This window comes from Pseudarthrobacter sp. NKDBFgelt (genome assembly GCF_046097905.1).
GTDB classification, from domain to species: Bacteria; Actinomycetota; Actinomycetes; order Actinomycetales; family Micrococcaceae; genus Arthrobacter; species Arthrobacter polychromogenes.
Map to the genome: position 1 here is coordinate 13,274 of NZ_JBJURL010000018.1, position 26,252 is coordinate 39,525.

20 protein-coding genes are annotated in these 26,252 nt (G+C 65.7%); 9 read left to right on the forward strand and 11 right to left on the reverse strand.

The annotated features are described in order from the left end of the window. Window positions 1-16 precede the first annotated feature (16 nt). Genes ACKAE7_RS07035 through ACKAE7_RS07045 form a run of 3 tightly spaced genes read right to left on the reverse strand, consistent with a single transcriptional unit; the run spans window position 17 to window position 6,876 of the window. A complete protein-coding gene (locus ACKAE7_RS07035) occupies window positions 17-4,870 on the reverse strand; it encodes an NAD-glutamate dehydrogenase (protein WP_408978813.1) in 4,854 nt (1,617 codons plus the stop codon). Between the two features lie 57 nt (window positions 4,871-4,927). Continuing rightward, a complete protein-coding gene (locus ACKAE7_RS07040; RefSeq protein ID WP_408978814.1) occupies window positions 4,928-6,235 on the reverse strand; it encodes a CpaE family protein in 1,308 nt (435 codons plus the stop codon). Beyond that, complete coding sequence (locus tag ACKAE7_RS07045) at window positions 6,232-6,876, reverse strand: hypothetical protein (protein ID WP_188811764.1); 645 nt, start codon at window positions 6,874-6,876, stop codon at window positions 6,232-6,234. Before ACKAE7_RS07045 ends, ACKAE7_RS07040 begins: the two co-directional genes overlap by 4 nt. Before the next feature lie 148 nt (window positions 6,877-7,024). On the opposite strand from ACKAE7_RS07045, the gene ACKAE7_RS07050 reads away from it, so the two are divergent. Next, window positions 7,025-7,240 carry a helix-turn-helix domain-containing protein gene (locus ACKAE7_RS07050; RefSeq protein ID WP_045729765.1) on the forward strand — a complete coding sequence of 72 codons (216 nt, stop codon included), beginning with the start codon at window positions 7,025-7,027 and terminating at the stop codon, window positions 7,238-7,240. Between the two features lie 40 nt (window positions 7,241-7,280). On the opposite strand, the gene ACKAE7_RS07055 is transcribed toward ACKAE7_RS07050, so the two are convergent. Further along, window positions 7,281-7,853 (reverse strand): hypothetical protein, encoded by a 573-nt coding sequence (locus tag ACKAE7_RS07055; RefSeq protein WP_191034631.1) that lies wholly within the window; start codon window positions 7,851-7,853, stop codon window positions 7,281-7,283. Between the two features lie 96 nt (window positions 7,854-7,949). On the opposite strand from ACKAE7_RS07055, the gene ACKAE7_RS07060 reads away from it, so the two are divergent. Further along, on the forward strand, window positions 7,950-8,924 hold the full coding sequence (locus ACKAE7_RS07060; RefSeq protein ID WP_408978815.1) for a LysM peptidoglycan-binding domain-containing protein: 975 nt from the start codon (window positions 7,950-7,952) through the stop codon (window positions 8,922-8,924). Between the two features lie 41 nt (window positions 8,925-8,965). Further along, window positions 8,966-9,463 carry an Rv3235 family protein gene (locus ACKAE7_RS07065; protein ID WP_229666458.1) on the forward strand — a complete coding sequence of 166 codons (498 nt, stop codon included), beginning with the start codon at window positions 8,966-8,968 and terminating at the stop codon, window positions 9,461-9,463. Window positions 9,464-9,555: 92 nt separating this feature from the next. Here the strand turns inward: ACKAE7_RS07065 and secA are convergent, their stop codons facing one another. The 7 genes from secA to mtrA all read right to left on the reverse strand — a co-directional run bounded on the left by secA (window position 9,556) and on the right by mtrA (window position 19,808). Next, window positions 9,556-12,294, reverse strand: coding sequence for a preprotein translocase subunit SecA (gene secA / locus ACKAE7_RS07070; protein ID WP_188811760.1), 2,739 nt, complete (start codon window positions 12,292-12,294; stop codon window positions 9,556-9,558). Window positions 12,295-12,378: 84 nt separating this feature from the next. Further along, window positions 12,379-13,608 carry a winged helix-turn-helix domain-containing protein gene (locus tag ACKAE7_RS07075; protein WP_188811759.1) on the reverse strand — a complete coding sequence of 410 codons (1,230 nt, stop codon included), beginning with the start codon at window positions 13,606-13,608 and terminating at the stop codon, window positions 12,379-12,381. 32 nt (window positions 13,609-13,640) lie between these two features. Next, window positions 13,641-14,366, reverse strand: coding sequence for a ribosome hibernation-promoting factor, HPF/YfiA family (gene hpf, locus ACKAE7_RS07080; protein ID WP_104184996.1), 726 nt, complete (start codon window positions 14,364-14,366; stop codon window positions 13,641-13,643). Between the two features lie 144 nt (window positions 14,367-14,510). Further along, window positions 14,511-15,434, reverse strand: coding sequence for a ComF family protein (locus tag ACKAE7_RS07085; RefSeq protein ID WP_188811758.1), 924 nt, complete (start codon window positions 15,432-15,434; stop codon window positions 14,511-14,513). A 99-nt stretch (window positions 15,435-15,533) separates the two neighbouring features. Beyond that, entirely contained in the window at window positions 15,534-17,252 is a 1,719-nt protein-coding gene (locus ACKAE7_RS07090; protein WP_188811757.1) for an LpqB family beta-propeller domain-containing protein, read from the reverse strand. Then, on the reverse strand, window positions 17,249-18,994 hold the full coding sequence (gene mtrB / locus ACKAE7_RS07095) for an MtrAB system histidine kinase MtrB (RefSeq protein WP_408978829.1): 1,746 nt from the start codon (window positions 18,992-18,994) through the stop codon (window positions 17,249-17,251). Before mtrB ends, ACKAE7_RS07090 begins: the two co-directional genes overlap by 4 nt. Before the next feature lie 139 nt (window positions 18,995-19,133). Next, window positions 19,134-19,808 carry an MtrAB system response regulator MtrA gene (gene mtrA, locus ACKAE7_RS07100; RefSeq protein ID WP_104184998.1) on the reverse strand — a complete coding sequence of 225 codons (675 nt, stop codon included), beginning with the start codon at window positions 19,806-19,808 and terminating at the stop codon, window positions 19,134-19,136. A gap of 487 nt (window positions 19,809-20,295) precedes the next feature. Between mtrA and ACKAE7_RS07105 the strand changes: the two genes are divergently transcribed. From ACKAE7_RS07105 to ACKAE7_RS07130, 6 genes are all read left to right on the forward strand, one after another. Continuing rightward, window positions 20,296-21,333, forward strand: a complete 1,038-nt coding sequence (locus ACKAE7_RS07105; RefSeq protein WP_408978816.1) for a hypothetical protein — start codon at window positions 20,296-20,298, stop codon at window positions 21,331-21,333. After that, the gene (locus tag ACKAE7_RS07110) at window positions 21,323-22,000 is read left to right on the forward strand and encodes a DUF4129 domain-containing protein (RefSeq protein WP_408978817.1); all 678 of its coding nucleotides are present in this window, start codon (window positions 21,323-21,325) and stop codon (window positions 21,998-22,000) included. The genes ACKAE7_RS07105 and ACKAE7_RS07110 overlap by 11 nt, the downstream gene beginning before the upstream one ends. Window positions 22,001-22,095: 95 nt before the next feature. After that, window positions 22,096-23,190 (forward strand): DUF4350 domain-containing protein, encoded by a 1,095-nt coding sequence (locus ACKAE7_RS07115; RefSeq protein WP_408978818.1) that lies wholly within the window; start codon window positions 22,096-22,098, stop codon window positions 23,188-23,190. Then, window positions 23,187-24,182 carry a MoxR family ATPase gene (locus ACKAE7_RS07120; protein ID WP_190609961.1) on the forward strand — a complete coding sequence of 332 codons (996 nt, stop codon included), beginning with the start codon at window positions 23,187-23,189 and terminating at the stop codon, window positions 24,180-24,182. The genes ACKAE7_RS07115 and ACKAE7_RS07120 overlap by 4 nt, the downstream gene beginning before the upstream one ends. Then, on the forward strand, window positions 24,182-25,474 hold the full coding sequence (locus ACKAE7_RS07125) for a DUF58 domain-containing protein (protein WP_408978819.1): 1,293 nt from the start codon (window positions 24,182-24,184) through the stop codon (window positions 25,472-25,474). The genes ACKAE7_RS07120 and ACKAE7_RS07125 overlap by 1 nt, the downstream gene beginning before the upstream one ends. A 46-nt stretch (window positions 25,475-25,520) precedes the next feature. Then, window positions 25,521-26,234: a DUF4166 domain-containing protein gene (locus ACKAE7_RS07130; RefSeq protein WP_408978820.1), complete on the forward strand. Its 714-nt coding sequence runs from the start codon at window positions 25,521-25,523 to the stop codon at window positions 26,232-26,234. Window positions 26,235-26,252 lie beyond the last annotated feature (18 nt).

The window sequence follows — 26,252 nt, forward strand, 5'->3', positions numbered from 1 at the left end:
TTCGACGCCGGACTTGCTAGCGTCGGACGATTGACCTCAAGAGCCTCAATGCTACCGACAGTGACGCCATATCGTCGGCCTCGAGCGAATTCACCTCGTCGAACATGCTCTTCGCCCTGGTGAGCTGCTCTGCATTCCGGGCCTCCCAGTCCTTCAGCCGCGCTTCCGGCGAGTCAGCGGCGGCAGTGGCGTCCAGCACCGCCGTCGTCATGTCCGAGATGGTGGAGTACAGGTCATCCCGCAAGGCTGCCCTGGCCAGCGCCTGCCACCTGTCCTGCCGGGGGAGGCTGCTGATCCGTTCCAGCAGTGAATCTGCATGGAACCGGTTGAACACGGTGTAGTAAACGGCGGCGATCTCTTCCACCGGGTCCTTGCGCACGTGGGCAATCTTGGCGATGTCCAGCAGCACGAAGCTTTCGAAAAGCTCTGCCCAGCGCAAGGCCAGACCTTCCGGCAGCTCCCACTCGCGTGCGTTCTCCAGCCAGCTGGCAACCCGTTCCCGGTCATCGCCGCGCAGGTACTCCAGCAGGCGCGCGCGCATCGGTTCCATCACCGGTTTGAACTCCGAGACCACGTCTGCGATGGGCCGCGACAGCGTTCCCTGTCCCAGGAGCCAGCGGACGGCCCGGTCCAGCAGCCGCCGGACGTCCAAGTGGACAGTGCTCCAGTGCTCCGTGGGGAAGGACGCCGGGAGGTTGTTCAGTTCCCCCACCATGGTGTCCAGATCGTAGACCTCCCTCAGCGCAACAAACGCCTTGGCCACGGCCACTTCGCTGGCTGACGTTTCCTCCATCACCCGGAATGCGAACGTAATGCCGCCGAGGTTGATGATGTCGTTGGCAACCACCGTGGCAATGATTTCGCGGCGGAGCGGATGGGTGTCCAGTTCGGCGTCGAAGCGCTCGCGCAACTGCGCGGGGAAATAGGCGCGCAGCGTCTGCCTGAACCAGGGGTCGTCGGCCAGGTCGCTTTCCCGCAGCGCCGTCGCCAGCTCGATCTTCGCGTAAGCGGCCAGCACCGAAAGTTCCGGTGATGTCAGTCCCTGCCCCTGCTGCAGCCTCTCGTGCAGGGTCTCCGTGGTGGGAAGCGCCTCAAGGTCCCTCTTCAGGTCGGCTTTCTTTTCCAGCCAGTCCATCAGCCGTTCGTAGCTGGGGCTCCACTCGGCAACCCGGGTCCGGTCATTCAGCAGCAGGATGTTCTGGTCGATGTTGTCTTCGAGCACGAGCCGGCCCACTTCGTCAGTCATCGACGCCAGGAAGCCTGCACGCTCCTCGGGAGACAGCTTTCCGGCCGCCACCATCCGGTCCACGAAAATCTTGATGTTCACTTCATGGTCGGAGCAGTCCACGCCGGCGGAGTTGTCGATGGCGTCGGTGTTGAGGATGACTCCCTGCAGCGCCGCCTCAATGCGCCCGCGCTGCGTCATGCCGAGGTTTCCACCTTCGCCCACCACCTTGACGCGCAGGTCCCGGCCGTCGACGCGGATCGCATCGTTGGCCTTGTCCCCGACCATCGCGTTTGTTTCGGTGCTCGCCTTGACGTATGTACCGATGCCGCCGTTGTAGAGCAGGTCCGCGGGGGCCAGGAGGATCGCGCGGAGGAGTTCCGGCGGGCTGAGTTCGGTTGTATCGGCCGGCAGGCCCAGCGCGGCACGAATCTGGGTCGATACAGGAATGGACTTGGCCTGTCGGGCAAAAACGCCGCCGCCCTCACTGATCAGCGATTTGTTGTAGTCATCCCATGAGGACCTGGGCAGCTCAAACAAACGCTGCCGTTCCACGAAAGAGGCTTCCTCGTCGGGGTTGGGATCGAGGAAGATGTGCCGGTGGTCGAAGGCGGCGAGGAGACGGATGTGGCGGGAGAGCAGCATGCCGTTGCCGAACACGTCGCCGGACATGTCACCCACGCCCACCACGGTGAACGGCTGGGTCTGCGTATCAAGGTCGAGCTCGCTGAAGTGTCGCTTCACCGACTCCCACGCGCCGCGGGCGGTGATGCCCATGGCTTTGTGGTCGTACCCCACGGAGCCGCCGGACGCGAACGCGTCCCCAAGCCAGAATCCGTACTCCGCAGACAGGCCGTTGGCAATGTCCGAGAAGGTCGCAGTGCCCTTGTCGGCAGCCACAACGAGGTAGGAATCGGCGTCGTCATGCCTGACAACGTCCGACGGCGGCACGAGACTTTCGCTGTCACCCTCCGTAATGAGGTTGTCGGTAATGTCCAGCAGGCCCCTGATAAAGGTCTTGTAGCTTTCGATCCCTTCCGCCATCCAGGCGGCACGGTCTGCGGTGGGGTCCGGCAGCTGCTTGGCGAAGAACCCGCCCTTGGCGCCCGTGGGCACGATGACCGCATTCTTCACTGTCTGCGCCTTCACCAGCCCGAGGATCTCGGTGCGGAAATCCTCGCGGCGGTCGGACCAGCGCAGCCCGCCTCGGGCCACCTTGCCGAAGCGGAGGTGGACGCCCTCGACGCGCGGCGAGTAGACCCAGATCTCGAACATGGGGCGCGGGAACGGCAGGCCCTCGATCCGTGATGGATCGAGTTTGAAGCTCAGGTGCGCCCTGTCCTGGTAGTAGTTCGTCCGGAGCGTCGCCTCGATCAGGTTGACGAACGTGCGCAGGACCCTGTCGGCGTCGAGCGTTGCCACCTTCTCGATGGACACGTCCAGGTCCTTGCGGACGGAGGCTTGGGCCTCGGCCCGCTCGTCGTCGCTCAGGGACGGGTCGAAGCGCGCCGCGAAGAGGGCGTTAAGCCCCTTGGTCACCCGGGGGTTAGCCAGAAGGGTGTCTGCCATGAACCCAAATGAGTTGGTGTTGCCCATCTGGCGCATGTACCGCGCATAGGCCCGCAGCACGGTGACCTGCCGCCAGTGCAGGCCCTCCCTCAGGACCAGCCGGTCGAAGCTGTCCGATTCGGATGCGCCCGTGACTGCAGCGCCGAAGGAATCGGCCAGCAGTTGCCCGGTTGAGAGCGGATCCACTTTGGCCGGGTACTTCAGGCCCAGGTCATACAGGAAGAAGTCGCGGCTGTCCGCGGTTTCAATTTCGAAGGGCCGCTCGTCAAGGACTTCCAGGCCAAGGTTGTGGAAGTACGGGAGGATCTGGCTGAGGCTCTTGGGTTCCAGCATGTAGAGCTTGACGCGTGCGTCCTCCTCCAGCGTTGCACCCGCCCCTTCCGGAAGGTAGACGTGAACGCCGGGCCGCTCCTGGACAGTACCTTCGGCCCGTTCCGCGGCGGCGCCGTACTTCTCGAAGCGCGCAATGTCTTCGAGGGCGTCCTCCACTTCGTAGTCCACGCGGTAGCCGGCCGGGAATGCCTCGGACCAGATGGCGGCAAGCTCCTTCGCGTCGGCAACATCCCGGCTCTCGCGCAGCACCTCTGCGATGCCTTCGCTCCACGAACGGGCGGCACGGACAAGGCGCTTCTCGAGTTCCACGGTATTTACGCCACTGACGTCGGCATTCTTGGGCAGCCGGATGCGGAAGAACAGCCGCGCGAGGGCCGACTCGGTCATGCGGGCTTCGTAGTCGATGGAAACAGCCTGGAACGTTTCGCGGAGTTCCTGCTCAATGCGGAGCCTGACGTTGGTGGTGTACCTGTCCCTGGGGAGGTAGACCACAGCGGACATGAACCTGCCGTAGATGTCCGGCCTGAGGAAGAGCCTGGTGCGGCGGCGCTCCTGCAGCTTCTGGATCCCTAGGGCCGTTGCGGCCAAATCCTGGATCTCGATCTGGAACAACTCATCCCGGGGGTAGGTTTCCAGGATCCCCAGCAGGTCCTTCCCGGAGTGGGAGTCCGGCGGGAAGCCGGCGCTCTGGAGCACCGCATCGACCTTTTCCCGCACGATGGGAATGTCCCGGACGGAGCCGGTGTAGGCGCTGGTGGCAAAGAGTCCAATAAAGCGGCGCTCGCCATTGACGTTGCCCTCGGCGTCGAAGCTCTTGACCCCGATGTAGTCCAGGTACGCCGAACGATGGACGGTTGACCTGGAGTTTGCCTTGGTGATGACCAGGGCACGCTTTTCCCGCGCTTTTTTCCGGCCTGTATCCGTGAGGTGCTGGATGTGGGGCGAGTCTTCGGAATCCCTAAGCAGCCCCAGGCCGCTGTTGTCGCGCAGCTCCAGGACGTCTTCGCCGTCGACGTTCACCAGGTCATACTCCCGGTAGCCAAGGAACGTGAAGTTCCCGTCGTCGAGCCAGCGCAGCAGGTCCTTCGCCTGCCGGAGCTCCGCGATCTGTGCAGGATTTGCGATCTGGTCCAGGCTTTCGGCGATCTGGACGGCCCTCTGGCGCATCTTGGGCCAGTCCTCGACGGCGGCGCGCACATCCTTGAGCACACGTTCCAGTCCCTCGAGGAGGGCTGCCTTTGCCTCCTGTGAGACACGGTTAATCTCGACGGCGATCCAGGACTCCATGTGGGAGGCATTCCCGCCCTGGGCAATCAGGTGCGAAAGGTTGGGCATGGCAGCCGTGTCGCCGCTGGATATCCCGAGGTGCGCAGGGACCCTGTTGACCTTGGCGAGCTCGCCGCTCTCCCGGTTACGCGTCGCCACGAACAGTGGGTGGAGTACCAGCTTGATGGCGGCATGCTGCCGGACAAGCTCGGCATTCACGGAATCGACCAGGAATGGCATGTCATCGGTAACAACGAAGACGACGCTGCTGTCTTCCTCGTCCATGATGGCAATTTTCGCCTGGCCCCTTTGCCGGACCGAGGCAACGTCCCGGTGATGGTCCGCCCGTGCCACCAGCACGTCCCGCGGGTAGGCCCGGGCGTCCTCTTCAGCTAGGTGCTGGTAGTAGTCCCCCATGAAACCCTCATCGCCTTCAATGGAAAGGGGCTGATCCTCCACGCTGGATCCAGACGACATCGACAAACGCCTCCATCACGAAATATTTGCTGCACCATTGCAGCTCTTATGGCGAGCCTAGTCCTTCGCCCGGCGCCTTGCTGTGGAAGAAAAGACAGAGGATTTTCGCTTTTGTTGGGCGGGTGCACAAACGAGTTCGCGGATGGCATGGCGGAGCGGGGAATCGGGGGCAGCTTCAAGCAGCAGCGAGCCACCCAGGAGGGCGGCGTCCGCCGCCGCAGGGTCATGGGGCAGGAACCCTTTCAGTTCGAAAGCCGGGCCGTATCGTTCCCAGGCGTCCCTCAACTGGCGTTCCGGCCCCCTGCCCACGGACGAAGCACGCACCCTGTTCATCACAACAATGGGCGAAACACCTGGGACAGCCTCTTCCAGTTCGGTGAGACCGCGCACCAGCCGTGGGACCCCGACCGGATCGGCGGCGCCGACCGCGTAAACCGTGTCGGCCAGTTCCAGGGACCGCAGGGTTGCCGCATTCCGGCGCGGCGCCATCGTGTCGAAGCTGAGCTCCTCATCCGCTTCAAGGCAAAACCCGGCATCCACCACCACCACTTCAGCTAATTCCCGCGCGCGGTCGAGGACGAGCGCGAGGGCTGAGGCGCGAAGCTCCGTCCATCGGTCCGCACGTGTGATGCCCGTGAGCACCCTGAAAGTGCCGGACTTGGTTGCCACCGGAGCTGCAATCTTTTCGAGTGCCTCCCGATCCAACAGGCCCTGGTCCGCGAGGCGGCAGGCCTGCGCCAGGCCAGCGGACTCATCGAGGAGCCCGAGCACGGCTGCAATGCTGGCACCGTAGCTGTCAGCGTCGACAAGAATCACTCCTTTTCCATCCACCGCCAGTTCGCCTGCCATGTTCGCAGCCAGGGTGGTCCGGCCGGGCGCTCCAGCCGGACCCCAGACGGCAATGATCCTCCCCTGCCCAGGTTCCTCCGGGCCTGGAGGCGGCCCCACCGGGACCGGCTTCAGAGCACCGCCGGGATCAGCCGGACTGCTCCTGGGGGCAGTGCGCAGTCCCGATCCCGACAGCTGGGACACGGCCTCGGCAATCCGGTCCGACAGTGCAGCGGACTCCACGCCGGTCAGCGCGGAATCTACCCCTATCGCCCGCAGCCTGGCCGCTTCATCGGCGTTGTCAGTCAGGGCAACAATGGCCACCCCAACAGCTGAGAGCCGGTCCACCAGCGAGGACGTCAGCCCCTCAGACCCCTCCGCTACGACCGCCGCCCGCGCCAGCCCGCTTTGGCATGCAGCAAGAAGCTCGGTAAGTTCCGTACATCTCCGGACCACAGTGACAGGACCGTGCAACCGTTCCAGCCCACCGACCAGATCTTCCCGGCTCTGGCCAACGGTGACCACCGGTATGCTCATTTGGCGCCGCCGCCCGGGTTCCAGACCACCGAGATCTTTGCCCCGTTTGCTTGGGCTCCCAGCAGCGCAGGCATGTGACTGTCCTCCACCAGCACCATGAGGACGGTTTTCCTCGATGATCCCAATGCCGTGGAGCCGGCTGTTACCTCGGCGATCTCAGCACCGGACAGGAGGAGCTTCGGCTCGCTGAAGCCGTTTCGGGCGTCCGCCTGGGCAACCCAGACGTCCACCCTGGCTCCGGCTACTGCCTGCCCCGGGAGCGCTTCATCGATGGAAAGCGCCACCGGCTTTCGGTCGAGTTCGTCTACCGCGCCAAGGCTGGCACGGGGAACCAGCTGGTTCTTTCCGATGCGCTGAACCGCCACGACGCCCTCCGGGAGCCCCGACTCTGCCGTGATGTACTGGCTCTCGGTGTCCCCCAGGCGCACTTTCGCACGCACCAGGTTGTCCTGGGTCAGCCGCTCCCCTACTGCGATACCATCACGCGCCGCGAAAACTTCGGTTGTCCGGTCCGCGCTGCCGACGAGGAAGACGACACCGGCCACGGAAACCAGGACCAGGAGGATTCCCGCCAGCAGCCGGGGATCCTTCCAGGACGGCCGCTTCAGCCGTGCCGCTGTGGCAGATACTTCAGGCACCATCTAGTTTTCTCCCCCTGTAAGCCGGCCCTGCTCGCCGTTTCACCCTCATTGTTACCGCCGGGACGCCGGAACAAAAGTCATAACTGCAAACAAGGCCAATCTGTGGATAACAACAGCACCTGCGGCCATTCGATGGCAAAATGGAAGCATGCCCAGGTTCCTTACGCTCGCAGATGTTGCCGAGCAGCTCCAGATCAATTCTCCGGCCGCGTACGCACTGGTCCGCAGCGGTGAACTGAAAGCCATCCAGGTTGGCGGCAGGGGTCAGTGGCGCGTGGAAGAGAAGATGCTGGAGCAGTACATCGAGGAGCGCTACGCCGAGGCAAGCCGGATGATCCAGGAGTCGAAGTCCAAGTCCGTCTGATACCCGCCTGGACCATTCACTGGCCCAGTGGACGAGGCCATTAGAGTTCGCCGGACCGCCGGGACCTGATGGAAGCCAGGGATGTCAAGGGGATGACGGATACCTGGTTGACCTGACTGCTGCGTCGCGACTCCCCGGGAGTGTAGACGGCCAGGTCCAGGTGGTCCTTCCCCACCCTGTCGATCACTCCCGTGAGCCTGACAGGTCCGGAACCCTGCCCCCTTAATGTCACTGACAGTTCCGCGCGGTCCCTTGCGAGACCGCGCAGTGCGTGGGCAAGTCCAATACCCCTGCGCACCTGTGACGGCTCTGCCACCGCTATTCGGCCCAGCCCTTCGTACCACATAACCGATGCGTACGGAATAAGTACTTGGTGCTGCTCCTCGTCTACTACAAGGGCATCCGCGCCTGCATGGCTCAGTGCGCCCCGGACGACTTCCCCACAGTCGAGATGCGCGGCCAGCCGGCAGCCAAGCGCTCCCCGCAGCCGATCTGCGAGTTCCGTAGCCACCATCTCAGCCCTCGTGCGGTCATTGATTTCGGCGTCAAGCGCCAACCGCTCTGACTCGGCAAATTGGCTTTCCATGTCATTGAAAAGGGAATCCCAGCGCATTGCGTCAGCGTAGGACCCTGCGGGAGGCCGGTCAACCCAGAGAAACTTCTCTCCAGCGTATGGACAAACCTCAGCCATCGACTCCAAAATAAGTCTATGCGAATCAAACTGCGTCAAACTACATCAAATGACGTCATCAGCGCCAAGGCAGGGGCTCCCGGGCAGTCCGTTGATCTCCTGACAGCGCTGGGCGTGCTGCTCCTGGGCCTTCTTCTTTGCTTCATCGGGTCAGGCCTCCTTGGGCAGCTGGGGGACGCTTCCGCCCGGAAGCAGGAAACGGGTGTCGAGGAACTCCTCGGGGTGGGCGCAGCTGCTGCCGGCGCAGGCATTGTGGCGTGGTGGATCCTGTCACTGGCATGTGCTGCCGTCACGGCCATTCTGGAGCGGAAGGGCCGTCCCCGCGCAGCAGCAGCCACCCGAAGACTTTCACCTGCGTTCATGCAGAGACTGGTTCTGGGCGCACTGTCCGTCCACCTTCTGGCGGGACCGGCAGCCCATGCCGCAGTCACCGGCCCGGGGCCTGAATGGGCTCCGACGCAAAGGCAATCCTCCTCGGCTCCTGCCGTCCCTGCCACCGAAGGAAAAGGGGAATCGGGCACACCCGGCGCAGCCCCTACTCGGGGCCATAGCCCGCGGGCCAGCGGTGAGCCGCTGACCACCGCACCGGAACTTGCCACCGTACCGGAACACGCCACTGAACCGGAGCTGACCACCGCACCGGAACACGCCTCTGTACCGGAACTGGCTGGAGCGATGGAAGCAACTCCCCCGTCAACCCTCCACCCCGGCTGGCAGCCTGCCACACCTGTCACGGACCCGGGAATGCTCGCGGCTCCGGCCCACCGTGCCGCTGAAGGGGGACACGGGCCGCAGGACGAGGGTGTCACCGTCCACGCCGGAGACACCCTGTGGGACATAGCGGCCCGATATTTGGGACCCGGCGTGTCCGACCTGGACATCGCACTTCACTGGCCTCGCTGGTACGAGGCCAACCGGAAAGTCATCGGACAGGATCCCGATGTGCTGCTCCCAGGGCAGATTCTTCAGCCACCGCTGGCTGGACGAAAATAGCCCAGCCCGGACCAGTCGCCAACAAAGTAAGGGGAAGACCAATGACTGCAGCAATACCACTACACGCGGTTCGGGGCAGGACTGCTCCCGGAGCAGCAGAGCCGGACCAGCCACCTAACGCGCAGTCGGCAACTGCGCCCGTGGTGCCTTTCCGCGACGGAGGTCCGGCGCCTCTGCGCCCGGTGGACCCCATGGCGGAAGTCCGCGCAGTCACCCGCGGCACAGTCCAGGCGGCAATGGAAGTCCTTGCCGGCATCAGGCCGATCCATCAGCTCGCACGACGACTAGACCCCCGCTGCCTTGCCGCACTGCAGCACCGAGCCGCGTTGATCAGGCGGGAAATCACCCGGACCGGCAATCCGGCGCTCGCCCGGCTCCACCGCAACTCCGCGGTCCGCTCCGTCCGCGTCTGCGAAGTCCGCGATGGTGTCTACGAAGCCAGCGCGGTGGTGGTGGACGACGTGCGCGCACGTGCAGTAGCCGTCCGGCTGGAGCGGAGCAAACAGGTGTGGCGGGTGACTGAACTTGTCATCGGCTGAAAGGCAACAGAACGCGGCAGGGCCGGGAACACTGTTCCCGGCCCTGCCCTCACCATCTTTTACCAAGCCGCGACGGGCAGCTCAAACCACCGTCAGCGGCGCTTCTTCTTCGCGGGACGTTTGGCCGCGTCCTGGGCTGCCGCCTTGGCCGGATTCCCTGACCTGCCCGAGGAGCGCGTCTCCACGCGGGTCTGCGTTCCACCGCTTTCGCTGGGTGCGGTGTACTGCAGCTGGGCCGGCTTCTCGGGCGCTTCGAGCCCGGCAGCGTGAACCTGCGGCTGCACATGCTCGGTGTGTTCGCCGGCGTCGTCCGCGACCACCACGTCCTGGGCGGGCGTGACCTCAACCTCAAGGTTGAACAGGAATCCGACGCTCTCTTCCCGGATGGCTTCCATCATGCCCTGGAAGAGAATGAAGCCCTCACGCTGGTATTCAACCAGCGGATCACGCTGGGCCATGGCGCGCAGCCCGATTCCTTCCTTGAGGTAGTCCATCTCATACAAGTGCTCCTGCCACTTCCGGCCAATGACGGAGAGGACCACTCGGCGCTCAAGTTCACGCATGCTTTCCGAGCCCAGGGCTTCCTCCCGCGCCTGGTACACCAGTCGCGCATCGGAGAGCAGTTCCTCCTTCAGGAACTCCACCGTAAGCCTGGACTTGCCTCCGGCCTCCTCGATGATCTCTTCCGGCGTGACGCTCACGGGATAGAGGGTCTTGAGATTGGTCCAGAGCTGGTTGAAGTCCCAGTCATCGCCGTTGCCTTCTGCCGTTGCTGCGTCGATGAGCGCAGTGACGGTGTCTTCGACGAAGAACTGAACTTTCTCGTGGAGGTCGTCTCCCTCGAGGATCCGCCGCCGGTCACTGTAGATTGCCTCACGCTGGCGGTTGAGGACGTCGTCGTACTTCAGGACGTTCTTGCGCTGTTCGGCGTTGCGGCCCTCAACCTGGCCCTGCGCTGACGCGATCGCCCGGGACACGAGCTTTGATTCCAGGGCGACGTCGTCGGGCACGGAACTGTTCATGAGCCGTTCCGCGGCGCCCGAGTTGAAGAGCCTCATGAGGTCATCGGTCAGCGACAGGTAGAAGCGCGACTCGCCAGGGTCACCCTGGCGGCCGGAACGTCCGCGAAGCTGGTTGTCGATGCGACGTGATTCGTGGCGCTCGGTTCCAAGGACGTAGAGTCCGCCGAGGTTCAGCACCTCCTCGTGCTCGTCCTTGACTGACTGCGTTGCGGCTTCGAGTGCTGCCGGCCAGGCGGACTCGTACTCCTCGGAGTTCTCCTCAGGATCCAGCCCGCGCTTGGCCAGCTCGGCCACGGCGGTGAATTCAGCGTTGCCGCCGAGCATAATGTCCGTACCGCGGCCGGCCATGTTGGTTGCCACCGTGACGGCGCCCTTGCGTCCGGCCTGGGCGACGATGGCAGCTTCGCGTGCGTGGTTTTTCGCGTTGAGCACCTCGTGCCGGATGCCTTCCTTGGCAAGGAGGCGGGACAGGTATTCACTCTTCTCGACGCTGGTGGTGCCCACCAGGACCGGCTGGCCCTTTTCGTGGCGTTCTGCGATGTCCCGCACAACGGCGTCGAACTTTACCGTTTCGTTCTTGAAGACCAGGTCCGGCTGGTCGATGCGCTGCATGTCGCGGTTGGTGGGAATGGCCACCACGCCCAGCTTGTAGGTGCTCATGAATTCCGCTGCCTCGGTTTCGGCAGTACCGGTCATGCCTGAAAGCTTCTGGTACATACGGAAGTAGTTCTGCAGCGTCACAGTGGCCAGGGTCTGGTTCTCGGCCTTGATCTCGACGCCTTCCTTGGCCTCGATCGCCTGGTGCATACCCTCGTTGTAGCGGCGGCCGGCAAGAATGCGGCCGGTATGTTCATCGACGATCAGGACTTCCCCGTCCAGGATGACGTAGTCCTTGTCCCGCTTGAAAAGTTCCTTGGCCTTGATGGCGTTGTTGAGGAACCCGATGAGGGGTGTGTTGGCCGACTCGTACAGGTTCTGGATACCGAGGTAGTCCTCCACCTTCTCGATGCCGCTCTCCAGGACGCCGACGGTGCGCTTCTTTTCATCGACCTCGTAGTCCTTGTCAGGCTGGAGCCGGAGGACCACCTTGGCGAATTCGCTGTACCAGCGGTTGGTGTCCCCCTGCGCCGGCCCGGAGATGATGAGCGGTGTGCGGGCTTCGTCAATGAGGATGGAGTCCACTTCGTCAACAATGGCGAAGTGGTGTCCGCGCTGGACAAGCTCGTTCTTGTCCCAGGCCATATTGTCGCGGAGGTAGTCGAATCCGAATTCGTTGTTGGTGCCGTATGTAATGTCAGCGGCGTACTGCTGGCGACGGACCGCAGGATCCTGGTTCGAGAGGATGCACCCGCTGCTCAGGCCCAGGAAACGGTAGACACGTCCCATCAGGTCCGACTGGTACTCAGCGAGGTAGTCGTTCACGGTGATCACGTGGACGCCCTTGCCGGTGAGCGCGTTCAGGTAGGCGGGAGCGGTCGCCACCAGGGTCTTGCCTTCACCGGTCTTCATTTCCGCGATGTTGCCCAGGTGCAGGGCGGCGCCGCCCATCATCTGGACATCGAAGTGGCGCATCCCCAGGGTCCTGGAGGAAGCTTCCCTGACGGCGGCAAACGCTTCCGGAAGCAGGTCGTCCAGCTTCTCACCGTCCTGGTGCCGTTCCCTCAACCGGTCGGTTTCCTCCCGGAGTTCGGCGTCCGTAAACGTCTTGAAGGAATCTTCCAGGGCATTGATGGAGTCGGCATAGTTCCGCAGTTGCCGGAGGGTTTTTTTATCACCGGTGCGGAGAAGTTTTTCGATAAGTGATGCCACGTGAAGATGCTCCCAGTCTTTGCCGCCGAATTCTGGCGTTTTTAGTCTACGGGAGAGACACCGCCGAGGTGCCCGCTTGTTCCCTCAGAGCGGATAGTCCGATTCGGTGCGTACGGCACGGGCGAGGCCGCCGGCCAGGTCGCCAACGGGGAAAACTTCAACGTCGGGCAGGCCCAGCCAGTCGGCCATGAGGCGGATCTCTGCAGCTAGTTCGACGGCGGTGTCCGGCGGCGCGCCAGGTTCGGCAAAGGAAGACCTCACCAGCAGTTTCCCTGCCTTTCGGTCAGCCTTGAGGTCCACCCGCGCCACGATCCTGTCCCGGAGGAGGAAGGGAAGGACGTAGTAGCCATACCGCCTTTTGTGCTCAGGAGTATAGATTTCGATCCGGTAGTGAAAGCCGAACAGTTCCTCAAGCCGCCGGCGTTCGAAGACCAGTGAATCGAAGGGACTCAGCAGCGCGCGGCCCGTGGCCCGCCGGGGCAAAGTTGCGTCGGCATGGCGGAAGACGGCACGGTCCCAGCCCGGCACAGTCACCGGTTCCAGCCTTCCCTGCTGCACAAGATGCGCTACGGCGTCCGCTGCCGCTTTGACGGGCGTGCGGAAGTAGTCTGCGAAGCACCGTACGGTTCCGATGCCGTGGGCCTGCGCGGCGGCATCGATCAGGCGGTGCATCGCCTCGGCCGGAGCGTCGGCGCCTGTTTCACCGAAGGAAAGCTGCGGCAGCACCTTGGCAGCCAGCGTGTACCTGCGCTCGAACTGTTCCGTCCGAGATGCAGCGCAGACCGTGCCGTCCTCAAACAGGTGTTCCAGGACCCTCTTCACCGCATTCCAGTTCCACCCCCAGTTCGCCGTCTGCGTTTCCTCGACGTGGCCTATCCGGGCGGTCAACTCAGCAGCGGTCAGGGGGCGGGACCGTGCGAGGGTGTCGAGGATACGCCCGGTGATGTCAGCACGAAGCCCGGGGTCCATGCGGGACGCACCCACCCAGGTCCGTTTCTGCCACAACAGGAGATCCGCATAGTGTTCCGGCCGGATGTAGCTTGCCTCGTGCGCCCAGTACTCCACCATGCGCCGCGGATTGACGGCGGACATCCGCTGGAGGATCGTGCGGTCGTAGTTGCCGAGCCGGGAAAAGAACGGAAGGAAGTGGCTCCGGGAAACGACATTGACGGAATCGATCTGGACGAGCTGGATCCGGGCAAAGGTGCGGCCCACCGTCCGTGATGTCACGGGGCCGGCGGGCCGTCCTTTGTCGAGTCCCTGCGCTGCCAAAGCGATCCGCCGTGCCTGGTCCAGGCTCAGCGTCGCCGGCACATCAGTCCTCTCTGTTGATGGTTTTCACCAGCCTAGGCGTTGGCCGGGGTGTCGTCCGAGCGGTACGCCAGGACTTTTTCCTCCACCACGGTGTCTCCGGGTTCGCACTCGTGGTCCAGGGTGATCACCCCGTAGGTCCAACCGCGGCGGCGGTACACGACGGACGGCGTGTTGGTGGCCTTATCCACGAAAAGGTAGAAATCATGGCCCACAAGTTCCATGTTGTCCACGGCGTCGTCGAGGGAGAGCGAAGCGGCGGGGAAGACCTTGCGACGGATCAGGACCGGGGAATTTCCGGCCGGGATGTCGTTGTCGACATCGTAGGGAGACTTGTCTTCGGGGGCGGCCACGGCCTCGTTCCGGTGGCTTGCCTCGACGTAGAGGGGCTCGTTCGGGCTGGCGGGTTCGAGGGAGGCGGTAGCTTCGCGGACAGCCTTGGGTGTGTGCCGTCCATGGTGGACCTTCTTGCGGTCCTTGGCGCGCCGGAGCCGTTCCAGCAGTTTGTTGTAGGCGAGGTCGAATGCTGCAAACTTGTCAGCGGCGCTGGCCTCAGCGCGGATCACGGGCCCCCTGCCCAGGACTGTCACCTCAACGGTCAGCTGATCGCCGGTCTGCCGGGCATTGGTCTCCTTGGAGACTTTCGCATCGACCCGCTGGACCTTGTCCCCAAGCGATTCGATTTTCGAGATCTTTTCCCCGGCGTATTCGCGGAACCGGTCTGAAACTGTCAGATTTCGTCCGCTGATCATAAACTCCATGGTGCCCTCCAAATGACTTCGGTGACACGACGGCGGCGCTTCCCTGGGCCGATCTGCCTGACAGTCGAGCCCCTCTCCGAGCCGCCATCGAAAGGTACATTCTGTTCTTGGTACCCACCACCGACGTTAGTTCATAGGCACCCGTTATTCATCCTTTCCCGGTTTATTTTTTTCTAAGTCATGGCAGGATCCGCGGGCCTGCGCGGGTGCAGCGGTGCCGCCATCGGCATCCGGCGGGCGTGTCGCCGCGAGCACGACGGCACCCGCCACCTGTGCCCCCGCCGCATGGAGTGCCCGGGCTGCTTCAGCCAGCGTGGCTCCGGTGGTCAGCACGTCGTCGACGATGATGCAGGGGTGTCCGGCGACGATGCTCCGGACCCGCCGGCGGACCCGCATGGACCCGCGTACGCGCTGTGCCCGGGCACCCCGGCCGAGGCCTTTTTGCCCGCCGGGCAGCTGCAGCCCTGCCCCGCGTGCTTTCGTGAGGACGTCTGCAACATCCAGCCCGGGCAGCCGTCCTGCCGCGCCGCGCAGGAGCAAATGGACGGGGCTGAAGCCACGGTTCAGATACGCCCTGGTGCTGGTGGGGACAGGGACCAGGAGGAACTCTCCTGAACCTTCCGTGGCCGCACGGACCGCTCCGCCCAGAGCTCGTCCCAGGCTTCCCTTGAGCTGGTGCTGCCCATGCCTTTTGAAGGAGAGCAGCGCCTGGGCCAGCTCTTCGCGGTACACGCCGGCTGCGACCACCGGAAGCAGCACCGTCCCCGTCACGTCCATCAGCGCGGGGGCTCCGCTTTCCGCGCGGAACGGCGCCGCGGTGAGCCGCCGGATGTGGCGGTCGCACCGGATGCAGAGCGCCCGGTCTTCGGCTCCGCAGCACACGCAGTCCACGGGAACTGCCAGGGACATCAGGTCCGCCGCCGCCCCCGCGAGCTGCTCCAGGATGCCAAAGACTGTGCTGCCGTGTTCTCCGCGGTGCCTGGCGCTGAACCCGGGAGGCGGGGTGAGATCGGGGTCCAGACGGACAGGTGCTGCTGCCCTGTCACGCGATCCTGTTCTGGTGGCCACTCTCCGACTATCCGCCCTGCGGCGGTGCCATCACAACACCCGGCTGCCACATGTGGACAAAGCCCTGACTGCAGGACCAAGCCTCCGGGAGAGGGTTTCTTAGCCTGGAAACGAGGGGTCGGTGGGGCCTTTGATCTGTGGAGACCACCCGTTGCCGAGGCGTTGGAAGATGCCCTCTGCCGACTGGGCATAAATGTCCTCGGGCCCGTTCCCGGCGCTCAAGGCGACGAGGCCAGGCCAGGGCGCCAGCTGCTGCGGCTGCCCGGAGGCGAGTGACAGCAGCTCCGGCGTGACGTTCGACGCCGCTGAGCCCTTCATGACCGCGATGGTCGTATCGGTGACCCACGCGCCCTGATCGGGGTCACTGCCGGTTGCCAGGGTGATGGGCGGCGTCAGCTCCCGGGGTGTCCCGTCGCCGCCGCGGATAATGCCGGTCACCTGGACCCGGGTCTTACCGTTCTGCTCCGAAATCACCAGCGCTCGGACTCCTTCCCTCGAAATCCGGAACTCTTTGACTGTCCGGCCGGCCAGCCAGGCCGGCGTCAGGGTGACCGAAGGTACGGTGGCACCCTCGGCGATCCCGGCCGGGCGGTAAGCCACCACTTCGGTGTCCCCCGAACCTCCCGGCCCGGCCGACCAGACCCATTCATTGAGCCCGAAGGATGGCCGGCTCAGGGTGCTCCTGGTGGTGAGCGCCCTGGCCGGCTGCCCGGGACTGATGCTGTACAGCGTGGTGCGGCTCTCATTGAGGAAGGCAGCCGTCTGCGACACGGGAGATTCTGCGGGAAGCCTGGGGTTGAGGGAGGACACGGGCTGCATATCGGGCAGCGGTGAAACCCTGTTGTTTTCGTAGCGCACCAGGTCGTTGCCGCTGATGGCAATCTGGCGGGACGGCACGTTCTTGTCCTGCACCGGCGGAAGCACGGACCCGTTGTCTTCCACCCGCACCAGGTCCTGGTTGGCGCGCAGCTCGACGTTGACGACGTCGGGCTGGCTGCGGAACGTCAACGTCAGCTGCATCTGCATCCGCAGCCGGTCCTCCGGCGACGTCTCCATGAGTTCCTTGGCCGTCAGGTCCACCTGCGCGGCACCGGAAACCACCGGGACCGACTCGCGGGCCAGCTTGATGCCGGAGGGAAAGGCGCTTGCGACGGCGCCGCGCAGGTAGGGTGCCGGCCCGGCCAGCAGGGCACTGGTCATCGCTTTGACCGTCTTGTTCTTGATGAACCAGCGGACATCCGGGACGGCGAACGTAAAGGAGGGATCGTAGAAGTAGATGGGGAACGCGCCGTAGATGACCTTGAAGGTTTCCTCCGCGATGGCGGTGCCGTCCGGGATGGCGGAGATCCTCCACTCACCGTCCACCTGGGTGACGGTCACCGGGATGTTTTCAATCGTCCCCTCCGGCGACTGTGTGGCAATGCCGTCAGCATCCACCGTGTAGGCGACGTCCAGCTCGTAGTTGTAGACGTTCTCCGTGCCGGTTGCCACCACCCGCGCTTCCCGGTAGACGAGGGCACGCTGGTCCGGTTTCCAGGACACGGAGGATGCCTGCGTCAGGTACTGTCGCGCCACCGCGTAGTCGTCTTCGTAGCCGCTGCCGGCCCGGTAGAAGTAATCGATGATGGTCTCGGGTGAGGCGCCCGGCTGTGGTGCGGCCGGCAGGAACACCGGCGCGCTGAGGTTCCCTGCGCTGCCCTCGCTGCTCTTGCCCACCGGCCCTGACGTGGGAATCCTGGCGCAGCCGGCCAGCAGGACGAGCAGGAGGACCAGCAGGGAAGCGGACAGTTTCGCCTGTCGGCCGGCATGGCCCGTCATGTTCTCTCCTCCTGTGCAGGTACCGTTCCGGCCGCGGCGCCTGTTCCCAGGACCAGCATGTTGCTGTTCCCCGACTCTCCGGGCATCACGATGTCCTCCGGCTCGAGCTGGACCGGCGATTTGTCGATTTCTTCCCCCTGGCGCAGGGGCAGCGTCAGCCGGAAGTTGGCCCCGCTGCCTTTCTTGCCCCACGCCTGGAGCCAGCCGTTGTGCAGCTTAGTGTCCTCCATGGCGATGGACAGGCCAAGGCCGCTTCCACCGGTAGTGCGGGCGCGGGCGGGGTCGGCCCGCCAGAAACGGTCGAAGACGCGCGCTGCCTCTGCCGGCGCCATTCCGATTCCGTGGTCCCGGACGGCAATCCCGACGGCGGTCTGGCTGGCTGCGACCGTGACGGTGACGGGCTTTCCTTCGCCGTGCTCCACGGCGTTGAGGATCAGGTTCCGCATGATCCTGTCGATGCGCCGTGCGTCCATCTCCACGATGACGGCACCTTCCGGCGCCCTGAGGACAATCTCCGAACCATATTCAGCAGCTACCGGCGCAGCACCCTCAATGGCATGTGCGACCACCTGCAGGATGTCTTCCGCTTCGGCGTCGAGCACTGCCACACCGGCATCGAAGCGGGAGATTTCAAGCAGGTCCGACAGCAGTGACTGGAAGCGCTCAACCTGGTTGTAGAGCAGCTCGGCGGAGCGCTTGTTGATGGGGTCGAAGTCGTGGCGCGCGTCGTACAGGACTTCCGCCGCCATCCGGACTGTGGTCAGCGGTGTGCGCAGTTCATGGGAGACGTCGGAGACGAAACGCTGCTGCATCTGCGAAAGGGTTGCCAGCTGGGTGATCTGCTCCTGGAGGCTGGCTGCCATGTGGTTGAAGGATGCACCCAGGCGCGCAACTTCGTCTTCTCCCCGGACAACCATCCGTTCCTGCAGCTGGCCGGCAGCGAGTTTCTCCGACACCATGGCCGCATGGCTGACCGGGCTGACCACGTTGCGGGTGACGTACCAGGCGACGGCACCGATCAGCAGGACCAGCACGGCGCCGCCGGCCCAGAGGACGCTCTGGATCTCGTCCAGGGTCTGCTGCGCGGTGTTCAGGTCGTAGATCAGGTACAGCTCGTAGACGGTGCCGTTAAACGTCACCTTGTTGCCCACTGCAATGCCGGGGCGGTCTTCGGTGCCCACCGGAATGACGGTGGAGGCCCAATACTGGTCCTTCCCCGACTCCTGCACGGCCTTGCGCAGTTCGGGCGGGATGACGCTGACCGTCAGCTGGTCCGAGGCCCGGGATTCGACCCAGCGGTTCCTGGGCTTCGTCTGTTCCGGCATGGCCTCAAAGACGTACCTGCGCTGGATGACCGAACCCCGGCCTTCCACCGCGTTGAGGGTGTCGTACACCAGGGTGATGACACTGGCCTGGTCGGTGACCTGCGCGCCGTCGAACGTGTCCTGCACCTGCTTGACGTGGTAGCTGGTTTCGGACTCGGCCTGCGCCAGCCGCTCCTGGAAAAGGTTGTTGGCGATCTGGTTGGACAGGTAGGCGCCCACAACCGCGAACGAGGTGACGGCCAGGAGGAGCGTGGTGAGGACGGTGCGGAACTGCAGCGACCGGCGCCACCGCCGGTGAAGGGACCGGCCGATGAAGCGCAGCGCCGGCAGGAACCGCCGGAATCCGGTCCTCACCAGCCGTGCAACGCGCAGGCTGACGATCAGGGCGCGCCGCTGCCAGAGATGGGCGCGGAACATCAGGTCCCGGAGACGGGCACTGACGGCGTCGGTGTGTTCGGGGCCAGGGGGCAGGCCGGCCCCGCCGGGATGTCCGGCGGCGGACTTGCCCGCGGGAGCGGGCGCGCCCGAACCGGGCGCACCGTCCTGTGCCGCGGGTTCAGGCCCCTGCTTTGTAGCCGACACCACGCACCGTCAACACGACTTCCGGAGCTTCCGGATCCTGCTCGATCTTGGACCGGAGCCGCTGGACATGGACGTTCACCAGGCGCGTGTCAGCAGCATGACGGTAGCCCCAGACCTGCTCGAGCAGCAGTTCCCGGGTGAACACCTGCCATGGTTTCCGTGCCAGGGCCACCAGGAGGTCGAACTCCAGGGGCGTCAGCGAAATCCGGTCGCTGCCCCGGCTGACCGTGTGTCCGGCGACGTCGATGGTGATGTCCGCGATGCGGAGGGTTTCCGGCGCCTTCTGGTCGCCGGGGCGGAGCCGGGCGCGGACGCGCGCCACCAGTTCAGCGGGTTTGAAGGGCTTGGGCACGTAATCGTCGGCGCCGGACTCAAGTCCGCGGACGACGTCGGACGTGTCCGACTTGGCGGTGAGCATGACGATGGGCACATCCGACTCTCCCCGGATCTGCCGGCAGACCTCGATGCCGTCCACGCCCGGAAGCATGAGGTCCAGCAAAACCAGGTCCGGCCGCGATGACCGGAAAATGTCGAGCGCCTGGGCGCCGTCCGCGCAAAAGACCGGCTCGAAGCCGTCATTGCGGAGGACAATTCCAATCATTTCGGCCAGCGCTTCATCATCGTCTACCACCAGAATGCGTGCCTTCATAGTTATATATTCCCTTATCAGGATGGCTTTGTCCTGTTCAGCGCCCTCCGGCATGGCGGGGCGCTAGGATGCCCGACGCCGGAACTATAGGCTGGTGCCACGCCGGACGTTTCGAGCGCCACGCCGGAATTGCGAAGCCGGCGCCAGGCCGACGGCGGACTGGACGGGGGGAAGGAACATCGTGTCACCAAAGGATTACGACGCGGAGGAGCCCGGAGGGCCGGGCCTGCCTGCCTGGGGGCAAACTCCAGCGCAGCACCAGCCCCCGGGAGGGCACCACCCGGAGCAGCAGCCGCCAGGCTGGCCGCCGCCGGCGGATCAGCAGCGTCCCTGGGGGCCGCCGGCGTGGCAGCAGCCATGGGGCCAGCCGGGTCCGTCATATCCGGGCTCGCAGGGCCCTCAGTACCCCAGCCCCGGGTATCCCTCCCAGGGCCACCCGTACGGCCAGCCAGGATATGTCGCTCCGCCCAAACCGGGCATTGTTCCGTTGCGCCCCCTGATGTTCGGGGAGATCATGGACGGTTCGTTCCAGACCATCAGGCGGAATGCCAAAGCCATGCTGGGCGCTTCGCTGCTGGCGCAGTCCCTCGCCGCCATCCTGACGGCTGTCCTTACAGCAGCCACGGCAACGTCGATGGGCTCCATCGAAGCCTGGGCGGAGAGCGCCAGCCCCGCCGATCTCACGTCGCTCGGCCTGGGCTTCGTTGCCGCCATTGTGCTGGTTGCCGTCCTGACCATCTTCATCGCCTCCGTCCTGCAGGGAGCCATGGTAGTGCCGGTGGCGCGGTCCATCCTTAACCGCCCTACCGGTTTCAAGCAGATGTGGGTCCTGGCGAGGCCGCGGGTCGGGGCACTGATGCGGCTGGCGGCGCTACTGATGGTTGCCGGGCTGGTTGCCATCCTCGTCCCGGCAGCGGCCGCCGTGGCGTTGATCGCCAGCATGGAACGGATGGGCGTCCTGTTGCTCATTCCCATGTTCCTGGGCTTTGTTGCCTTGTCCGTGTGGATCTACGTCAAACTGCTGGTGGCCCCGGCCGCCGTAGTAGTTGAGGAACTGGGCGCATTCGATGCCCTGCGCCGGTCCTGGGATCTGACCCGGGCCAACTGGTGGCGGATCCTTGGAATCACCGTGGTGGTGGGGATCATGGTGGGCGTCATCAGCCAGGTGGTCATGATCCCGGTGAGCCTTGTAGCCCCGCTGATGGCAGGCTTCCTTTCGCCCCATGGGGGCGCCGGGCAGGACGTGTCCATCGCCGTCGCCGTCGGCATCATCACCGCCGTCCTCGGTGCACTGGCAGGAGCGCTGGGCTATGCCTTCCAGACGTCTGTCATGGCGCTGATCTACATGGACCTCCGGATGCGCAAGGACGGACTCGATATCTCGCTGCTTCGCATGATGGAGTCCGGTGCGGATCCGGACGGCATCCCGGGCCGCGGCCAGGCGGCGGCCCGGCCCGGAGGTTACCCCGGTGGCTGGAACCCCGGCACCGGGCCTGCGCCGGGGGCATGGCCGGATGGCCGCTGAACCCCCGGTGCTGCCCGGGGCGGAGGAAGCCCGCCGCTGGGCAGCAGAGGAGCTTTCCCAACCTGAATACCGTGACGCTGCCCCGGGATGGGTCGAGACGCTGTGGGAGAACTTCCTGGACTGGCTTTCTACCCTGGACGGATCCGCGGATGCAGGCAGCACCGTGCCAAGCACCGTCATTGGGCTCGTGATCGCCGTGATCATCGCTGCCGCGGTGATCATTGCCAAGCCCCGGCTGAACCCCAAAGCGCGGCAGGTCAAGGAGGTGTTCGAACCCGAGGGCGAGCTGGCGGCCGGCGACTACCGTCAGCGCGCGGAGACCTCCGCGGCGGCTGGAAGGTGGGGGGACGCCGTCGTGGACCGTTTCCGGGCTCTGGTCCGCTCTGCCGAGGACCGCACCATCCTGGACCCCCAGCCCGGGCGGACAGCCGATGAGGTGGCCCGGGACCTGGCGCTCCCCTTCAGCACCGAAGGGCAGCGCCTGGACAGGGCGGCGGGCATGTTCGATGCCATCCGCTACGGGAACAGGACGGCGGACGCCGGCGACTACCGGGCGATGGCCGGCCTGGATGACGCGCTCGAAGCCCTCAAGCCCGTCCGCCGGCCGGGCAATCGGGACGAGGGCCACCAGGACTATGAGGCACCGCGCCCGGCGGTCCTGCCATGACCGGGGCGGTTCCGGCTTCTGCGGTGCAGGGAGGCACTTATGCGGACCAGGCATCCGTCCGCAGGACTGGGTGGCTCCGGCGGCACCGTGCCTTTGTGGCTTGTGCCGCCGTGGTGGCTGCCGCGCTGGTCCTGGTTCTCTGGGCGCAACTCAGTCCCAAGGGGGACGCCGTTCCGATGTCGGTCCACAACGCCGGTCCCGACGGCGCCCGCGCGGTGGCGCAGATCCTGGGCCGGCACGGAGTGGCCGTCCACGATGCAGGAAACTACGGGGCAGCCATGGCAGCACTGGAGGCCGGTTCTTCGCCCACACTGCTGCTGTACGACAGGAACGGCTTCCTGGACGGGCCCCGGCTCCGCAGCCTGGCGGCGTCCGCCCAGCGGGTGGTGGTGGTATCGCCCCGGCTGCAGACCCTGGACGCACTCGACGCCGGCATCCGGCAGGCAGGGGTTGTGCCGGAAGCGTCTCCAGTGCTGGAGCCCGACTGCAGCCTGCCTGACCCGCAGGCCGCAGGTACGGTTTCCGGAGAGTCCGGCTTCCTGTACGACGGCGGGACGACCTGCTACCGGCCGGACGGCTCCAGCGCAGGGCTGGTAGCCGTCGGCAGCGATGGCCAGCTCACCGTGGTGGGCAGCACCGCCGTCTTCAGCAACGGACAGCTGGACAGCCTGGGGCATGCCGCCCTGGCCATCCGGACCCTCGGTCCGTCTCCTGACCTTGTGTGGTACATCCCTACCCTTGAGGACCTGGACACCGGGGGCAGCCCCGCCAGCCTCGACGAACTGGCCCCCGGCTGGGCGCGTTTCCTGGGCCCGTGGCTCGCCCTGGTTGCCGTGGCGGCGATAGCCTGGCGCGGCAGGCGCCTGGGCCCGCTGGTGTTTGAGCCCTTGCCGGTTGTGGTGAAGGCAGCGGAGACTGCAGAGGGCCGGGCGAGGCTCTATCAGGACTCCCGCGCCGTGGACCAGGCGAGGGACAACCTTCGGGCCGGCACCCTGGTGCGGCTTTCCGGGCATCTGCGGACCGGGCCAGGGGCCACCGCCGGCCAGGTCATCGACGCAGCTGCCGAACTCCTCGGCAAGCCCGCCCCGGAGCTCCGCGAACTGATCAACGAACGTCCCGGCACCGAGGCGAGGCTTGTGGCCTGGTCCCGGGAGCTGGACACCCTAGAGAAAGAAGTCAAGAGCCGATGAGCGAGCAAGGCAGCAGCCCCCGGGTCCTGGACCACATGGATCATGATTCCGCCCGGCAGGCCCTTCTGGACGTGCGGCACGAGGTGGCCAAGGCCGTCGTGGGGCAGGACGCCACCGTCACGGGACTGCTGATTGCACTCCTTTCCCAGGGCCACGTGCTTCTGGAGGGGGTTCCGGGCGTCGCCAAAACGCTGCTGGTGCGTGCCTTGTCTGCGGCCCTGAGCCTGGACACGAAGCGCGTGCAGTTCACCCCGGACCTCATGCCCGGAGACGTCACGGGATCCCTGGTCTACGACTCCCACACCTCCGAATTCACGTTCCGTGAAGGGCCGGTGTTCACCAACATCCTGCTGGCAGACGAAATCAACCGGACGCCGCCCAAAACGCAGGCATCCCTGCTCGAGGCCATGGAGGAACGGCAGGTTTCCGTGGACGGAGTGTCCCGGCTGCTGCCAGCACCGTTCCTCGTTGCTGCCACCCAGAACCCTGTTGAGTATGAAGGTACCTACCCCCTGCCCGAGGCGCAGCTGGACCGGTTCCTGCTCAAACTGACCATGCCGCTGCCCGGGCGCCAGGACGAAATGGAGGTCATCCGGCGCCATGCTGCCGGCTTTGACCCGCGCGACCTCACGGCTGCGGGGGTCAGGGCAGTAGCAGGTGCGGCAGACCTGTCGAAAGCCCGGCAGGCCGTGGCGTCAGTGGCGGTGGACCCTGAAATCATCGGCTACATCGTGGATCTGGTGCGCGCCACCCGCTCGGCCCCGTCATTCCTGCTCGGAGTCTCTCCCCGCGGGGCCACGGCACTGCTGAACACGTCCCGGTCCTGGGCCTGGCTGTCAGGCCGGAGCTTCGTAACCCCGGACGACGTCAAGGCCCTCGCACTCCCCTGCCTCCGGCACCGCGTGGCGCTTCAGCCGGAAGCCCAGATGGACGGGGTCCGGGTGGATGACGTGCTGGGCAGCATCCTGGCCTCCGTTCCCGTTCCCCGCTGATGGCCATCTCCGGGCGTTTCGTGCTGCTGGTGCTGCTGGGGGTGGTGCCGGTCATCCTGCTGCCCGGCTGGGGAACGGTGCTGCTGGTGTCCGGGGTGCTGGCAGCCCTTGCCGCCGTCGACCTTCTGGCAGCGGCCCCGCTGCGGACGGTCAGCCTGCTGCGCACACAGCCCGGAAACGTCACCCTGCACGCGGCGGTGGATGCTGTGCTCACGGTCCGGAACGACGGCGGGCGCCGGCTCCGCGGCGTCCTGCGCGACGCCTGGCAGCCCTCGGCGGGAGCGCAGAACGCCGTACAGGACATTGAGGTTCCGGCCAATGAGAGCAGGCGCGTCACGGTACGGCTGCGTCCCGTCCGGCGGGGAGACCTCCGGGCACCGCACGCCACCCTCCGCTCGTTTGGCCCCCTGCTGCTGGCGGCGCGCCAGCGGACCGTGCCGTGCCCGGGCTCGCTGCGGGTGCTGCCGCCTTTCCACTCCCGCAGGCACCTGCCGTCCAAGCTGCGGAAACTGCGCGAGCTCGACGGCAAGGCCGCGGTGCAGATCCGCGGCGCGGGCACCGAGTTCGATTCCCTGCGGGACTATGTGCGGGGCGACGACGTCCGGTCGATTGACTGGCGGGCCACGGCACGCCGGTCCGCGGTGGTGGTACGCACCTGGCGGCCCGAACGGGACCGCCGTGTGGTCATGGTCCTCGATACCTCCAGGACATCGGCGGCAAGGATCGACGACGAAACGCGCCTGGACACGGGCATGGAAGCGGCACTCCTGCTGGGTGTCCTCGCGGAGCGGGGCGGGGACCGGGTGGACTTCCTCGCCTTTGACCGCCGGACGCGCGCCAGGGCAGGATCCTCCGGGCAGGGAAACCTCCTGGGCCAGCTGGTCCAGGCCATGGCACCGCTGGAGGCCGAACTCATTGAGATGGACTGGCCGGCCGTCCCGGCGCAGGTCCGCGCCGTTTCCGCGCACCGGTCCCTCGTTGTGCTGCTCACCTCGCTGGACGGCGGCGCGCCCGAGGAAGGCCTGCTTCCCGTCGCGGCCCAGCTGGCCCGGCAGCACGTGGTGGTAATTGCGGCGGTCCGGGACCCGCAGCTGGGAACCATGCTGGGAGAACGCGGCGACGCCACCGGTGTCTTTCGGGCCGCAGCGGCCGAGCGGGCGCTCCTGCAGCGTGCGGCGATCAGCGCAGAGCTCCGGCAGCACGGCGTATCAGTAGTGGACGCCGAACCCCACCAACTGCCGCCGCGGCTCGCTGACATGTACATCAGGCTCAAGGCTGCCGGTACATTGTGAGGTCACAGCACCTTGTTCCAGCCGCTTTCCCAGCAGGAGGTTCCCCATGAACGTTCCCATCTACCAGCAGGCCCTCGGCGCGGACTTTTCGCGCCTGCAGCCCGAGCTGCAGGACTACTTCTCCCTGGTGCCGGGCTCGGGCCGCTACGGCGTGGGAGAAGGAACGTTCGACGTCGTGGGCTGCCGTCAGGAATGGCTCCGGCCTTTGCTGCGGCTGACCAGCGGGGAGGAAGCCTTCTTTCCCGAGTACGGCGAAAACATTCCGTTCCGCATCGAGAACCACGCCCACCAGGACCCTTTTGGCCGCTCCAGCCTCACGGCCCGCCGTGAGATCCGGTTCCCGGGGCGCGCCCGCATCTTCCAGGACACCACAAGCGCCACCCGCCGGAACGGTGCACCCCAGCTGGTGGATTACGTGGGCCGGTACCGGCGGCTGGTCACCGACCTGAACCTGAGTGTCACGGCAGAGGGCCGGCTCCGGGGCGTATCGGAAGCATCCCGGCTCCTCCTGGGCCCGCTCCGTATCCCCCTTCCTGCCGCCCTGGACGCCAAAGCATACGCAGAACAGTGGTGGGACCCGGCAGAAGGTCCCGCCGGTAAACACCGGATCCAGGTGAAGGTCATCCAGCCGCAGATCGGCCTGGTCCTGGTCTACGCCGGCAGCTTCGACTACCGGCTGCGCCCCTACAGCGGCGGCAGCTCAGCCCAAAGCTTCCTGCCGCGCTACGCGCAGCCGGACCGCTGGGAGAACCGGGTCTGACGCCGCTGGCGAAAGCCG

What these genes read in the sequence shown, in the direction of transcription:
- ACKAE7_RS07125 (WP_408978819.1), top strand. Translation starts at nt 24,182, where the DNA reads ATGGCCATCTCCGGGCGTTTCGTGCTGCTGGTGCTGCTGGGGGTGGTG.
- ACKAE7_RS07050 (WP_045729765.1), top strand. Translation starts at nt 7,025, where the DNA reads ATGCCCAGGTTCCTTACGCTCGCAGATGTTGCCGAGCAGCTCCAGATC.
- ACKAE7_RS07045 (WP_188811764.1), bottom strand. Translation starts at nt 6,876, where the DNA reads ATGGTGCCTGAAGTATCTGCCACAGCGGCACGGCTGAAGCGGCCGTCC.
- mtrB (WP_408978829.1), bottom strand. Translation starts at nt 18,994, where the DNA reads ATGTTCCGCGCCCATCTCTGGCAGCGGCGCGCCCTGATCGTCAGCCTG.
- hpf (WP_104184996.1), bottom strand. Translation starts at nt 14,366, where the DNA reads ATGGAGTTTATGATCAGCGGACGAAATCTGACAGTTTCAGACCGGTTC.
- ACKAE7_RS07120 (WP_190609961.1), top strand. Translation starts at nt 23,187, where the DNA reads ATGAGCGAGCAAGGCAGCAGCCCCCGGGTCCTGGACCACATGGATCAT.
- ACKAE7_RS07065 (WP_229666458.1), top strand. Translation starts at nt 8,966, where the DNA reads ATGACTGCAGCAATACCACTACACGCGGTTCGGGGCAGGACTGCTCCC.
- ACKAE7_RS07040 (WP_408978814.1), bottom strand. Translation starts at nt 6,235, where the DNA reads ATGAGCATACCGGTGGTCACCGTTGGCCAGAGCCGGGAAGATCTGGTC.
- mtrA (WP_104184998.1), bottom strand. Translation starts at nt 19,808, where the DNA reads ATGAAGGCACGCATTCTGGTGGTAGACGATGATGAAGCGCTGGCCGAA.
- ACKAE7_RS07110 (WP_408978817.1), top strand. Translation starts at nt 21,323, where the DNA reads ATGGCCGCTGAACCCCCGGTGCTGCCCGGGGCGGAGGAAGCCCGCCGC.
- ACKAE7_RS07055 (WP_191034631.1), bottom strand. Translation starts at nt 7,853, where the DNA reads ATGCGCTGGGATTCCCTTTTCAATGACATGGAAAGCCAATTTGCCGAG.
- ACKAE7_RS07060 (WP_408978815.1), top strand. Translation starts at nt 7,950, where the DNA reads ATGCGAATCAAACTGCGTCAAACTACATCAAATGACGTCATCAGCGCC.
- ACKAE7_RS07090 (WP_188811757.1), bottom strand. Translation starts at nt 17,252, where the DNA reads ATGACGGGCCATGCCGGCCGACAGGCGAAACTGTCCGCTTCCCTGCTG.
- ACKAE7_RS07130 (WP_408978820.1), top strand. Translation starts at nt 25,521, where the DNA reads ATGAACGTTCCCATCTACCAGCAGGCCCTCGGCGCGGACTTTTCGCGC.
- ACKAE7_RS07035 (WP_408978813.1), bottom strand. Translation starts at nt 4,870, where the DNA reads ATGTCGTCTGGATCCAGCGTGGAGGATCAGCCCCTTTCCATTGAAGGC.